Origin of the sequence: Streptomyces sp. HD (assembly GCF_028369295.1) — a bacterium.
Taxonomy (GTDB): Bacteria; Actinomycetota; Actinomycetes; order Streptomycetales; family Streptomycetaceae; genus Streptomyces.
In genome coordinates, this window is sequence record NZ_JAQMYP010000026.1 from 121,002 (window position 1) to 133,831 (window position 12,830).

Annotated in this window: 15 protein-coding genes and 1 riboswitch; of the genes, 7 read left to right on the forward strand and 8 right to left on the reverse strand. The window is 70.5% G+C overall.

What is annotated here, in order from left to right; translation table 11 throughout:
• Positions 1 to 24: 24 nt before the first annotated feature.
• The 6 genes from POF73_RS25045 to POF73_RS25070 all read right to left on the reverse strand — a co-directional run bounded on the left by POF73_RS25045 (position 25) and on the right by POF73_RS25070 (position 5,125).
• On the reverse strand, positions 25 to 1,008 hold the full coding sequence (locus tag POF73_RS25045) for an SCO2102 family sporulation regulator (protein ID WP_272119325.1): 984 nt from the start codon (positions 1,006 to 1,008) through the stop codon (positions 25 to 27).
• Between the two features lie 57 nt (positions 1,009 to 1,065).
• Positions 1,066 to 1,989 carry a methylenetetrahydrofolate reductase [NAD(P)H] gene (metF, locus tag POF73_RS25050; protein WP_272119327.1) on the reverse strand — a complete coding sequence of 308 codons (924 nt, stop codon included), beginning with the start codon at positions 1,987 to 1,989 and terminating at the stop codon, positions 1,066 to 1,068.
• A 174-nt stretch (positions 1,990 to 2,163) separates the two neighbouring features.
• Complete coding sequence (gene thiE / locus POF73_RS25055; RefSeq protein ID WP_272119329.1) at positions 2,164 to 2,826, reverse strand: thiamine phosphate synthase; 663 nt, start codon at positions 2,824 to 2,826, stop codon at positions 2,164 to 2,166.
• Positions 2,827 to 3,080: 254 nt separating this feature from the next.
• A complete protein-coding gene (locus POF73_RS25060; protein ID WP_186284374.1) occupies positions 3,081 to 3,446 on the reverse strand; it encodes a helix-turn-helix domain-containing protein in 366 nt (121 codons plus the stop codon).
• Positions 3,447 to 3,524: 78 nt separating this feature from the next.
• Entirely contained in the window at positions 3,525 to 4,742 is a 1,218-nt protein-coding gene (locus tag POF73_RS25065; protein ID WP_272119334.1) for an NAD(P)/FAD-dependent oxidoreductase, read from the reverse strand.
• Between the two features lie 32 nt (positions 4,743 to 4,774).
• Positions 4,775 to 5,125 (reverse strand): hypothetical protein, encoded by a 351-nt coding sequence (locus POF73_RS25070; RefSeq protein ID WP_272119336.1) that lies wholly within the window; start codon positions 5,123 to 5,125, stop codon positions 4,775 to 4,777.
• Between the two features lie 52 nt (positions 5,126 to 5,177).
• Positions 5,178 to 5,289, forward strand: a riboswitch (TPP riboswitch).
• Between POF73_RS25070 and thiO the strand changes: the two genes are divergently transcribed.
• The 6 genes from thiO to POF73_RS25100 all read left to right on the forward strand — a co-directional run bounded on the left by thiO (position 5,287) and on the right by POF73_RS25100 (position 11,106).
• Complete coding sequence (gene thiO / locus POF73_RS25075) at positions 5,287 to 6,453, forward strand: glycine oxidase ThiO (protein ID WP_272119338.1); 1,167 nt, start codon at positions 5,287 to 5,289, stop codon at positions 6,451 to 6,453. Its footprint overlaps the riboswitch before it by 3 nt.
• On the forward strand, positions 6,450 to 6,650 hold the full coding sequence (gene thiS, locus POF73_RS25080) for a sulfur carrier protein ThiS (protein WP_272119340.1): 201 nt from the start codon (positions 6,450 to 6,452) through the stop codon (positions 6,648 to 6,650). The genes thiO and thiS overlap by 4 nt, the downstream gene beginning before the upstream one ends.
• A gap of 3 nt (positions 6,651 to 6,653) precedes the next feature.
• Positions 6,654 to 7,448 carry a thiazole synthase gene (locus POF73_RS25085; protein ID WP_272119342.1) on the forward strand — a complete coding sequence of 265 codons (795 nt, stop codon included), beginning with the start codon at positions 6,654 to 6,656 and terminating at the stop codon, positions 7,446 to 7,448.
• A 100-nt stretch (positions 7,449 to 7,548) separates the two neighbouring features.
• A complete protein-coding gene (gene pknB, locus POF73_RS25090) occupies positions 7,549 to 9,492 on the forward strand; it encodes a Stk1 family PASTA domain-containing Ser/Thr kinase (protein WP_272119343.1) in 1,944 nt (647 codons plus the stop codon).
• A 188-nt stretch (positions 9,493 to 9,680) separates the two neighbouring features.
• On the forward strand, positions 9,681 to 10,544 hold the full coding sequence (locus POF73_RS25095) for a deoxyribonuclease IV (protein ID WP_272119345.1): 864 nt from the start codon (positions 9,681 to 9,683) through the stop codon (positions 10,542 to 10,544).
• 76 nt (positions 10,545 to 10,620) lie between these two features.
• Entirely contained in the window at positions 10,621 to 11,106 is a 486-nt protein-coding gene (locus tag POF73_RS25100; RefSeq protein WP_272119347.1) for a DUF4396 domain-containing protein, read from the forward strand.
• Between the two features lie 43 nt (positions 11,107 to 11,149).
• On the opposite strand, the gene POF73_RS25105 is transcribed toward POF73_RS25100, so the two are convergent.
• A complete protein-coding gene (locus POF73_RS25105) occupies positions 11,150 to 11,782 on the reverse strand; it encodes a sulfite oxidase-like oxidoreductase (RefSeq protein ID WP_272119349.1) in 633 nt (210 codons plus the stop codon).
• 176 nt (positions 11,783 to 11,958) lie between these two features.
• Between POF73_RS25105 and bfr the strand changes: the two genes are divergently transcribed.
• Positions 11,959 to 12,435, forward strand: coding sequence for a bacterioferritin (gene bfr / locus POF73_RS25110; protein WP_272119351.1), 477 nt, complete (start codon positions 11,959 to 11,961; stop codon positions 12,433 to 12,435).
• Positions 12,436 to 12,447: 12 nt separating this feature from the next.
• Here bfr and POF73_RS25115 read toward each other — a convergent pair whose 3' ends face one another.
• Entirely contained in the window at positions 12,448 to 12,681 is a 234-nt protein-coding gene (locus POF73_RS25115; RefSeq protein ID WP_272119364.1) for a (2Fe-2S)-binding protein, read from the reverse strand.
• Positions 12,682 to 12,830 lie beyond the last annotated feature (149 nt).

Below are 12,830 nucleotides of genomic sequence, written 5' to 3' on the forward strand. Positions count from 1 at the left end.
GCCAGGCCGAGATCGGGTAGGCCGTCAGAAGCGGTACTGCTCGTCGTACCCCTGATCCTGCCCTTGGCCGTGCCCCTGCTGGCCGTTGCCCTGGTACGGGTACGGCTGCTCGGGCGGGAGGTCGCCGCCGTATGCCTCGTCGGTGCGCTGCTGCGGGACCCAGACGCCGCCGGGCGGGGTCGTCTCGCCGTAGGTGCCGGTGGCGTACTGGTCCTGGCCGTAGCCCTGCTGGCCGTACTGCTGCTGGCCGTAGGCGTCGTAGCCGGCGCCGCCGTAGGTCTGGGTGCCGACGTACGGGTCGGAGTAGGAGGCGTACTGCTGGCCGTTCGCGTCGTAGCCGTACTGCTGCTGGTCGTAGCCGGAGTAGCCGTCGTACCCGTACCCCTGGTCGGCCGTCGCGTACTGGTCCTGGGACTGGCCGGCGGCGGCGTAGTTCTGGTTGGCGGCGGCGTAGGCGGAGTCGCTGTATATGCCGTACGAGCCGGTGTCCTCCGGCAGGGGCTGCGGCTCGTAGACGGAGGTCGTCTCGGCGGTGGTGGGCTGGGCCTGGCGCGAGGGGGTGAAGACGTCGTCGCGGTCGTAGTCGTCCGGGCCGTAGCCGACGCCGTCCTGGGCGTACTTGCGGTCGTCGTGACCGTATGTGCCGTCGCCGCCGAATCCGTCCTCGGACGCCTCAAGGTCGGAGACCTGCAGGGTCGGCTCCTGGCGCTCCGTTTCGTCGCGGCGGCGCTTGGCGGCCAGCGGGCCCAGGGCCGGGGCGGAGACCGCCCAGCCGGCCGAGAAGCCGCGGCGGAACGACAGCGTGACGTAGGTCTGGCCGACGGCGAAGGCGGCCGCGCCCAGTCCGATGACGACGACCTGAGAGATCAGCACCCCGGCCACGACGCCGAGGAAGCCGAGGAAGGCGAGCAGCCGCCAGCGCAGGCGTGCCTTGTACTGCAGCAGCACCTCGCCGAGCAGCCACAGCGCGACGACGCCGAACGCGATGTAGAGGACCGTCCAGCCCATGTACGCCCCTCTCCCAGTGGCCGCCTACGCAGTGTGACGTATACCAGTACGGCCGGTCTAGGCCTGCGGTGGGTGGTGCAGGCCCAGGTTCTCGTAGATTTCCAGGGTCGCCGTGGAGTTGTTGAGCGTGATGAAGTGCAGTCCGGGCACTCCCTCGGCCAGTAGCCGCGCGCAGAACTCCGTGGCGAACTCGATCCCGATCGAGCGTACAGCCGCCGGATCGTCCTTTGCTGTGAGGATCCGCTCTTTCAGGGCGGCCGGGAAGGCGGCGTTGGTGAGGGACGGGATCCGCTCCAGCGTCTTTACGCTGGCAATCGGCATGATCTCCGGGATGATCGGGGTGTCGCAGCCGGCGGCCGACACGCGGTCGCGCAAACGCAGATAGTCCTCCGGTTCGAAGAACATCTGCGTGATCGCGTAGTCCGCGCCGGCCCGGCACTTGTCGACGAAGTTACGGACGTCGCTCTCCCAGTCGGCGGAGCGGGGGTGCATCGCGGGGAAGGCCGCGACGCCCACGCAGAAATCGCCGGACGCCTTGATCAGTTCGACCAGTTCGGCGGCGTAGGCCAGGCCCTGGGGGTGCGGCACCCACTCGCCCAGCGGGTCGCCGGGCGGGTCGCCGCGCAGCGCCAGCATGTTGCGGATCCCGGCGTCGGCGTACTGGCCGATGATGTTGCGCAGGTCGGCCACCGAGTGGTCGACGGCGGTGAGGTGGGCGATCGGCGTGAGGGTGGTGTCCGAGGCGATCGCCTCGGTCGCCTTGACCGTGCCGGCGCGGGTGGAACCGCCCGCGCCGTAGGTCACGGAGACGAAGTCGGGTCCGACGGCCTCGACCCGGCGCAGCGCGTTCCACAGGTTCCGCTCGCCCTTCGGGGTCTTGGGCGCGTAGAACTCGAAGGAATACGTCGTCTTGCCGGTCGCGAGCATCTCGCGCACGGTACGAGCGTGGTCCGACCTGATGGATGCGGTGCCGAGGGCCATACTCGCAGGTTAACCAGGGCCCCCCGGTCCCCCAACCGAACACTGGACATTTGCCCGATTTGTCGGGCTGTCGTCCACTCCTTGGACAAGGAAGGGCCAAAACAAGGCCGATTTCCCACGGGACGATGACGGGGCCGACCACTGGCTGAGACGTGCGGCTTCGGTCTGCCGCGGCTACATCTGCCGCAGCCGCTTCGCGAACTCCGCCGACGCCGCACCCGGGTCGTCCGCCTCCGTGATCGCCCGTACGACGACGACCCGGCGGGCGCCCGCCTCCAGCACCTCGTCGAGGTTGCCGAGGTCGATGCCGCCGATGGCGAACCAGGGGCGGTCGGTGCCCAGGGCTGCGGTGTGGCGAACCAGGTCGAGGCCGGGGGCGTGGCGGCCGGGCTTGGTGGGGGTGGGCCAGCAGGGGCCGGTGCAGAAGTAGTCCACGCCGTCCTGGGCGGCGGCCGCGTCGGCCTCGGAGTCGGAGTGCGTGGATCGGCCGATCAGGACGTCGTCGCCGAGGATCGCGCGGGCGGCGGGGACCGGGAGGTCGCCCTGGCCGAGGTGCAGGACGTCGGCGCCCGCGGCATGGGCCACGTCGGCACGGTCGTTGACCGCGAGGAGCTTGCCGTGCCGGGCGCAGGCGTCGGCGAAGACCTTCAGGTGCTCCAGTTCCTCGCCCGCCTCCATGCCCTTGTCCCGCAGCTGCACGATGTCCACCCCGCCGGCCAGCACGGCGTCCAGGAACTCCGCGAGGTCGCCCTGCCGCCTCCGGGCGTCTGTGCAGAGGTAGAGCCGGGCGTCGGCGAGCTGGCTGCGGGCGTTGGCTGCGGTGACGGTGTCGGACATGCGGGTGCCCCCTGGTGGTCGGGTTGCCGGGCGGGTGACGTCGGGCTGGTGCCGGACCCCACGCACGGTAGCCGGAGCGGCGCGGGCGGTGTCTCCCGGCGGCCCGCGGCGGTGCTGTCGTCGAGGGCGTACGGGCCGGGGCGGTGGCCCCGGCGAGCGTGCTCGGCCACGGCCGTGGGGCCGTGCTCGACCGCGGCCGTGGCCCGCAGGCCCCGACCCGTACGCCGAACGGTGTTCGGATCCGGGTTTTCAGATCAGACGGCGAGCGCCTGGGCGCGGCGCTTCACCTCCGTGCCGCGATTCTCGCTGAGGGCCTGTGCGGGGGTACCGGGCAGGCTCTCGTCGGGGGTGAACAGCCACTCCAGCATCTCTTCGTCCGTGAAGCCGTCGTCCCGCAGGAGCGTCAGGGTCCCGGACAGGCCCTTGACGACCTTGTCCCCGTCGATGAAGGCGGCAGGGACGTGCAGCGCGCGGTTCTCACCACGGCGTACGGCGATGAGCTGGCCCTCCTTGACCAGCTGCCGGACGCGCGTCACCTCGACGCCGAGCTGTTCGGCGATGTCGGGCAGGGTGAGCCAGGCGGGGACGAGAGCATCGATCTTTGCGTCAATCTCGGTCACGGGAACAAGCCTGCCATCTGCCACTGACAGTCGGAAGCCAGGCCGGTCCACCCGGGAGGAGGCGTCGCCCTCGACGCGCTACGCCGTCGCGGCCTTCAACGGCCGCGCCGGGTCCGTCAACAGCTCCGCGTTCATCGGCGTGCCCGACTCGATCAGCCGGCGCCCCTGCGCCAGATCCCTCGGCCGGCCCACCGCCAAGAGGGCGACCAGGCGGTCGCGCCGCAGCCAGCAGACCGTCCAGGCCGGGCCCGACGGCTCTCCGCGCCACAGGGTCGTGTCGGCGGCGGCGTGGTGGCCGGCGTACTGGACGAAGCGGCCGAACTGCTCGGACCAGAAGTACGGCACGGGGTCGTAGACCGCGGGGGTCTCGCCGAGGATGTTCGCGGCGACCGTGCGCGGGCCCTGGAGGGCGTTGTCCCAGTGGTGGACCAGCAGGCGCTCGCCATACCGTCCCGAGGGGAAGGACGCGCAGTCGCCGACCGCGTAGACGTCCGGCACGGATGTGCGCAGATGGTCGTCGGCCACGACCTCCCCGTACGCGCCGAGTTCGATACCCGAGTCCGCCAGCCAGGCCGTCGCGGGCCGCGCCCCGATGCCGACCACGACGGCGCCCGCGGGCAGCCGCGTACCGTCGTCGAGGAGCACCACGCCGGGCTCGACGCGCTCCACGCGCGTGTGCGTGCGCAGTACCGCCCCGCTGTCCTCGTACCAGCCGGCCATGGGCGCCGCCACCTCCTCGGGCAGCGCCCCCGCGAGCGGCCGGTCGGCGGCCTCCACGACCGTCACCGCGCAGCCCGCCTCGCGCGCGGCCGTGGCGAACTCCGCACCGATCCAGCCCGCCCCGACGACCACGATGTCGTGCTGCCGGGCAAGCACCGGCCGCAGCCGCTCGGCGTCGTCCAGGGTGCGCAGCAGATGCACGCCGGGCACCCCCTCCGCGCCCGGCAGCCGGATCGGTTCGGCACCGGTCGCGAGCACCAGGTCGTCGTACGGCACGGGCCCGGCCTCGGTGTCCAGCTCGCGGTCGGCGGTGCGTACGCCCAGCACCTCGCGGCCCAGCCGCAGGTCGATGCCGAGCGCCTCGAAGTCGACGTCGAAGGCGGAGCCCTCGGCCTTGCCCAGCAGCACGGCCTTGGACAGGGGTGGCCGGTCGTACGGCTGATGGGGCTCGGCGCCGATCAGCGTGATGGTGCCGGTGAATCCCTGCTCCCGCAGGGCGACCGCCGTTTGCACTCCGGCCATGCCGGCGCCGGCGACGACCACTTTCCGCTGCGACTGCGTCGTCTGCTCGCTCACCTGATCACCATAGACAACTGACAATTTGTCAGTCAGGAGTCGTGCCCAGTGACCTGCTCCACAACGCTGGTTCCCGAGCCTTCCTGCGACTCCCACTCCCAGGTCTCCTCCAGCCGCACCCGCCCGTCGGCGAGTTCGACCACCGTCGACACACAGTGGCCGGAAGACGTGGTCCCGTCCCGCTTCAGCTGCACGTACCGGAAGTCCAGCCGGTCGCCGTCCCGGGTGCCCACGAGATGCCCGCGTACGACGTCGCCGCCCGCGTACTCGGCCCAGATCTCGCCATCCTTCTCGTGGTACGTGAATCGGGTCCGGGTACCCACCTGACCTGGGGCTTGGTCCGCGACGGGGGCGAGGACGAGACCGTCGAGCGAGCAGGCCATGGGCACAGGCTCCCTTACTGAGACGTGTGGGGGCGGGCTAGGGTGGCCAACGTAGAGCACTCGCGGGAGCCCGGACGCACCGGGCTGAGAGGGAGGCTGGCGGCCTCCGACCGTACGAACCTGATCCGGGTCATGCCGGCGAAGGGAGGGGCTGGACGCCCATGTCGCGTACGCGAACGTCAGACGTCCTTGTCATCGGGGGCGGAATCATCGGCCTGGTCACGGCGTGGCGGGCCGCACAACGCGGGTTCACGACGGCTGTCGTGGACCCGGAGCCGGGCGGCGGGGCCGCCCAGGTGGCGGCGGGGATGCTGGCCGCCGTCACGGAACTGCACTACGGCGAGCAGACCCTGCTGGGCCTGAATCTGGAGTCGGCACGGCGATACCCGGACTTCGCGGCCGAGCTGTCCGACCTCACCGGCCATGACCTCGGCTACCGCCAGTGCGGCACGCTCGCCGTCGCGCTGGACGCCGACGACCGCGCCCATCTGCGCGAACTGCACGCCCTGCAACGCCAGTCGGGGCTGGACTCGGAGTGGCTGTCGGGGCGGGAGTGCAGGCGCCTGGAGCCGATGCTGGCGCCGGGCGTGCGCGGGGGGCTGCGGGTGGACGGGGACCACCAGATCGACCCGCGCAGGCTCGCCGGGGCCCTGGTGGTCGCGTGCGAGCGGGCCGGCGTGGTCTTCCACCGCACCTGGACCGAGCGCCTCGACGTCGCAGGGGCCCGGGTCGCCGGGGTCACCACGACCGACGGCACCGGGCTGCGCGCGGACCAGGTGGTCCTCGCAGCCGGGAGCCTCAGCGGGCGGCTGCCCGGAGTCCCGGACGACGTACTGCCGCCCGTGCGCCCCGTGAAGGGGCAGGTGCTGCGGCTGACCGTGCCCAAGCGGTACGCGCCGTTCCTGAACCGGACCGTGCGGGCCGTGGTGCGGGGCAGCCAGGTGTATCTGGTGCCGCGCGAGAGCGGGGAGCTGGTCGTCGGGGCGACGAGCGAGGAGCTGGGCTGGGACACGACGGTGACCGCGGGCGGCGTGTACGAGCTGCTGCGCGACGCCCATGAGCTGGTGCCGGGCATCACCGAACTGCCGCTCACGGAGACCCGGGCCGGTCTGCGCCCCGGCTCCCCCGACAACGCGCCGATGCTCGGCCCGACCGAGCTGGAGGGGCTGTTGCTGGCCACCGGGCACTACCGCAACGGCGTGCTGCTGACGCCGGTCACCGGGGACGCCATGGCGCACGTCCTGGCCACCGGTGAACTCCCGGACGAGGCACGGCCGTTCACCCCGAAGCGTTTCTCTCCCGCCGCACTCACGGAGCAGCCCGCATGAACATCTCCCTCAACGGGGAGCGGCGAGAGGTCGCTCCCGGTACGGCGCTCGACGTCGCCGTACAGATGCTCACCGCGGCGCCCTCCGGAGTGGCCGCCGCCCTCAACGAAACCGTCGTCCCGCGCGGACAGTGGCCGTCGACGTCCCTCTCCGAGGGTGATCGCGTCGAGGTCCTCACCGCCGTCCAAGGAGGCTGAACCATGGCCGACGATCCCTTTGTCATCGCCGGCACGTCCTTCACTTCCCGGCTGATCATGGGCACGGGCGGGGCGCCCAGCCTGGAGGTGCTGGAGCGGGCGCTGGTGGCGTCCGGGACCGAGCTGACCACGGTCGCGATGCGGCGGGTGAACCCGTCGGTGCACGGGTCCGTCCTGTCGGTGCTGGAGAAGCTCGGGATCCGGGTGCTGCCGAACACCGCGGGGTGCTTCACGGCGGGCGAGGCGGTCCTGACGGCCCGCCTCGCGCGCGAGGCGCTCGGTACGGATCTGATCAAGCTGGAGGTCATCGCCGACGAGCGGACGCTGCTGCCGGATCCGATCGAGTTGCTGGACGCGGCGGAGACGCTGGTGGACGACGGGTTCACCGTGCTGCCGTACACCAATGACGATCCGGTGCTGGCGCGGAAGCTGGAGGACGTCGGCTGTGCGGCGATCATGCCGCTCGGCTCCCCGATCGGGTCCGGGCTCGGCATCCGCAATCCGCACAACTTCCAACTGATCATGGAGCACGCGCGCGTGCCGGTGATTCTGGACGCGGGTGCCGGTACGGCGTCCGACGCGGCGCTCGCGATGGAGCTGGGGTGCGCGGGTGTGATGCTCGCCTCGGCGGTGACGCGGGCACAGGAGCCGGTGTTGATGGCCGACGCGATGCGGCACGCCGTGGAGGCGGGGCGGTTGGCCTATCGGGCGGGGCGGATTCCCCGACGGCACTTCGCGGAGGCGTCGTCCCCCGCGGAGGGGTTGGCGAGGCTGGACCCGGAACGGCCCGCTTTCTAGCGGCCCAGCCACGTGGTTTGCGTCACAGCTCGGCTGCAGTACCGCCCCGATCCCGGCCGAACCGGTAGGTGTGTCGGTGTCGGCTCGTACACTCACCTGCGTGGATACGACCCTTCAGGACCCTCTGGTCGGGCAGGTGCTCGACGGCCGGTATCGCGTGGACGCGCGGATCGCGGTCGGCGGGATGGCCACGGTCTACCGGGCCCTGGACACCCGCCTCGACCGCGTCCTCGCGCTCAAGGTGATGCATCCCGCACTGGCGGTCGACGGGGTGTTCGTCGAGCGGTTCATCCGTGAGGCGAAGTCCGTCGCCCGGCTCGCGCACCCCAATGTCGTGCAGGTCTTCGACCAGGGCACCGACGGGTCGTACGTCTATCTCGCCATGGAGTACGTCGCCGGGTGCACCCTGCGTGACGTCCTGCGCGACCGGGGCGCGCTGCAGCCCCGGGCCGCCCTCGACATCCTGGAGCCGGTGCTCGCCGCGCTCGGTGCCGCGCACCGCGCCGGGTTCGTGCACCGGGACATGAAGCCCGAGAACGTGTTGATAGGGGACGACGGGCGGGTCAAGGTCGCCGACTTCGGGCTCGTGCGGTCCGTGGACACCGTGACCAGCACCACCGGCGCCGTCCTCGGCACCGTCTCCTATCTCGCGCCGGAGCAGATCGAGCAGCCGGGCGCCGCCGACGCCCGGGTCGACGTGTACGCGTGCGGTGTCGTCCTGTACGAGATGCTCACCGGCGACAAGCCGCACGACGGGGACTCCCCCGCCGTGGTGCTCTACAAGCACCTCCACGAGGACGTCCCGCCGCCCTCGGCGGCCGTGCCGGGGCTGGCGTACGAGCTCGACGAGCTGGTCGCGTCGGCCACCGCGCGCAACCCGGACCTCCGCCCGTACGACGCCGTGGCGCTGCTCGCCCACGCCCGCGAGACGCGTGCCGCGCTGAGCGCGGACCAGCTGGACGTGATGCCGCCGCAGGCGCTCTCGGCGCAGCACAGCAACGCCGACGACCGTACGAGCGTGATCCCGCGCGCGCTGAATCTCCAGCGGCCGCTGCCGGTGCACGAGGACGAGCCTGATCCCGAGGCCGTCTACCACCGGACCAGCCGGCTGGAAACCCCGCCGCCCCTGCCGCCCCGGCGCCGGTCGGGGGGCTTGAGTGCGCCGCGCGGTCCGCTCGTCATCGTCGCCGCCGTCCTGCTGGTCCTCGGCCTCGGTGTCGGCGTCTGGTACATCAACTCCGGTCAGTTCACCAAGGTCCCGCCGCTGCTCGCCAAGACCGAGGCGGAGGCCAAGGACCGGCTGGGGGACGCCGGGCTCGACGTCGGCAAGGTCTCCCGCGCCTACAGCGACACCGTCAAGCGCGGCAAGGTCATCAGCACGGACCCGGCGACCGGCGCCCGTATCCGGAACAACGACTCCGTGTCGCTGGTCATCTCCAGAGGACCGGAGACCGTGAAGGTGCCCGACCTCCAGGGCTACAAGCTGGACAAGGCGAAGGCCGTGCTGAAGGACAGCGGTCTCGAACCGGGCATGGAGACCGAGGAGTTCAACGACGACGTTCCCCAGGGCTTCGTCATCTCCGTGAACCCCGGGAAGGGCACCAAGGTCCGCTCCGGCTCCGCGATCGAACTCACCGTCAGCAAGGGCAGCCCGGTGGACGTCCCGGACGTCACCGGCGAGAGCCTCGCCGACGCCAGGGCCGACCTGACGGAGGCCGGTCTGAAGGTGAAGGTAGCCTCCGCGCGGGTCAACTCCGAGTTCGACGCCGGCCAGGTCGCCCAGCAGTCGCCGACGGAGGGCAAGCAGGCCGCCAAGGGCGACACCGTGACGCTGACGCTGTCCAAGGGCCCCGAGATGATCGAGGTCCCGGACGTGGTCGGCGACAGCGTCGACGACGCCAAGGCCGCGCTGGAGGGCGCCGGCTTCGAGGTGGACGAGGACCGCGGGCTGCTCGGGCTGTTCGGCGACACGGTGAAGAAGCAGTCCGTGGAGGGCGGCGAGACGGCGCCGAAGGGGTCGACGATCACGATCACCATCCGGTGACGGACGCTGCGCCGGGCTTGTGCCGGGCGCCTATGGATGTGCCACGTCATGCCGTCGGACGGCTGCGGGCCGGTGGGGGTTGCTCACGCCCGCGCGGCGGAGCCGCAAATCGGCACAGCCCCGCGCCCCTGGGTGGGTGCGGTCACCCGGCCGCGGGACGCGCACCAGCCCCATGGGACCCTTGACCGGTGATAACTCAGCGCAACCCGGTCGGCGGCCATGTCCCCGTGGCCGGAGGTCTTAGCTCCGTCGGGCTCGGCTACGCCCACGAACTCAAGGCCGAGACGGTCCAGGTCTTCGTCGCCAACCCGCGCGGCTGGGCCACACCGGCCGGAAACCCGCGGCAGGACGAGGAGTTCCGCGCAGTGTGCGAGGCCGAGTCGATCCCGGCGTATGTGCATGCGCCGTATCTGATCAACTTCGGCTCGCACACGGAGGCGACCGTCGAGAAGTCGGTGGAGTCGCTGCGGCACTCGCTGCGGCGCGGGCGGGAGATCGGGGCGCTGGGCGTCGTCGTGCACACCGGCAGCGCGACCGGCGGCCGGGAACGCTCGGTGGCCCTGAAGCAGGTACGCGAGCACATGCTGCCGCTGCTGGACGAGCTGACCCACGACGACGACCCCTTCCTGCTGCTGGAGTCGACGGCGGGCCAGGGCTCCTCGCTGTGCTCGCGCACCTGGGACTTCGGTCCGTACTTCGAGGCGCTGGACGCCCATCCGAAGCTGGGCGTGTGCCTGGACACGTGCCACATCTTCGCCGCCGGCCATGACCTGACGGGCCCTTCCGGTATGCACCAGACGCTCGACCTGCTGGTGGACACCGTCGGCGAGGGCCGGCTGAAGCTGATCCACGCCAATGACTCCAAGGACGTCGTCGGCGCGCACAAGGACCGGCACGAGAACATCGGCGCAGGTCACATCGGCGAGGACCCGTTCCGGGCGCTGATGACCCACCCGGCCACCGAGGGCGTACCGCTGATCATCGAGACGCCCGGCGGGAAGGAAGGCCACGCGGCGGACGTGGAGCGGCTGAAGAAACTTCGGGATTCATAGCCCGCTACGGAATACCCCCATGGGGTATACGGTTCCCGTTCGGTACAGGAACCGTAACCTGGCATTGGGGGCAGTCATGCAGCACGAAGCGCACGCGGCACACGCTCACCACCACGAGGTGGCCGCCGCAAGCACCTGGGCGATGGCCGTCCGGGCCACTCTGCACTGCCTCACCGGCTGCGCCATCGGCGAGGTGCTGGGCATGGTGATCGGCACCGCGCTCGGCTGGGGCGCCGTGCCGACGCTGATCCTGGCGATCGTCCTCGCCTTCTTCTTCGGCTACGCGCTCACCCTGCGCGGCGTACTGAAGGCCGGCGTCGGCATGCGCGCCGCGCTCAAGGTGGCGCTGGCCGCGGACACCCTGTCCATCGCCGTGATGGAGCTGGTCGACAACGGTGTGATCGTGCTCTGGCCGGGCGCCATGGACGCCGGGCTCACCGACCCGCTGTTCTGGTGGGTGCTGGCGATCGCGCTCGCCGTCGCCTTCGTTCTCACCACGCCGGTGAACAAGTGGATGATCGGGCGCGGCAAGGGGCACGCGGTGGTGCACCAGTACCACTGAGGACCGGCGAGAGCACGACGGAGAATCCGCGCAGGAGCAGGAGTCAGAGCTCGGGGCCGTCCCCGGGCTCCTCCTGGTACGAGTAGCGCTGTTCCTTCCACGGGTCGCCGATGTTGTGGTAGCCGCGCTCCTCCCAGAAGCCCCGGCGGTCGGCGGTCATGTACTCCACGCCGCGGACCCACTTGGGCCCTTTCCAGGCATACAGATGGGGGACGACCAGACGGAGGGGGAAGCCGTGCTCCGCCGTGAGGAGTTCGCCGTCCTTGTGGGTCGCGAAGATCGTGCGCTCGGAGGCGAAGTCGGCGAGGCGGAGGTTGGAGCTGAAGCCGTACTCCGCCCACACCATCACATGTGTGACAGCCGGGGCGGGAGGGGCGATCTCCAGGATCGTACGAGCCGGGATGCCGCCCCACTCCGCGCCGAGCATGCTGAACTTCGTGACGCAGTGCAGGTCGGCGACGACTGTGGTGTACGGCAGGGCCGCGAACTCGTCATGAGTCCAGCAGTGCTTCTCGCCATCGGCGGTCGACCCGAACACCCTGAACTCCCAGCGTTCGGGGCGGAACTTGGGGACCGGGCCGTAGTGCGTGACCGGCCAGCCGCGCTGCACCCGCTGTCCCGGCGGAAGCTCGGAGTGTGCGGCTTCTCCAGTTTCGCGCTCCACCGGCTGACCCATGACTCCATCCTGACAGACCGGGAGCAGTGCACCTGACCACACCCATCCACAATCCGCAACAAAGCGGACTAAGCATGCACTTACTTACTAAGTGAAGACTTACTGGACGATCTACGTCGCCGGTGCAATCATGCGGCGCAACCAGCCAGTTCCCCCGCGTGGAAGGAGCCTCTGCGATGCAGGGCGACCCCGAGGTCCTCGAATTTCTGAACGAGCAGCTGACCGGCGAGCTGACGGCGATCAACCAGTACTGGCTGCACTACCGGATCCAGGACAACAAGGGCTGGACGAAGCTCGCCAAGTACACGCGTGAAGAGTCCATCGACGAGATGAAGCACGCGGACAAGCTCACCGAGCGCATCCTCATGCTGGACGGCCTGCCGAACTACCAGCGACTGTTCCATGTGCGGGTCGGACAGACGGTCACCGAGATGTTCCAGGCCGACCGGCAGGTCGAGATCGAGGCGATCGACCGCCTCAAGCGCGGCATCGAGGTGATGCGCAACAAGGGCGACATCACGTCCGCGAACATCTTCGAGTCGATCCTTGAGGACGAGGAGCACCACATCGACTACCTGGACACGCAGCTGGAGCTCATCGACAAACTCGGTGAGGCGCTCTACCTCGCGCAGCAGATCGAGCAGCCCAGCTAGCGAGCAGCCCGGCTAGGCGGCGTCCGCCAGGTCGGTGAGCATCGGCTGCCCCTGGTCGGCCAGCTCACGGCGAGGGCACGCGCCCCTGCCGAGGAGTGCCTGAATGCGGCGTACACACGACCCGCAGTCCGTGCCTGCCTTGCAGGCCGAAGCTATCTGGCGGGGGGTACAGGCGCCGTCCTCCGCGTGCTTCTTGACCTGCTGCTCGGTGATGCCGAAGCAACTGCAGACGTACACGCGGTTCACCTCCCGGTGGGATCGATGTGCCATCCCCTTGATCGGTGAGGCTAACCTAACCTTACCCGGCTCATAGGAACCGCAAAAGTGCTGTGGGGGGGGGGGGGGGTTTTTTTGGCGGCCCCCCCCCCCCCCCCCAAAAACAAAGCCACCCCCCC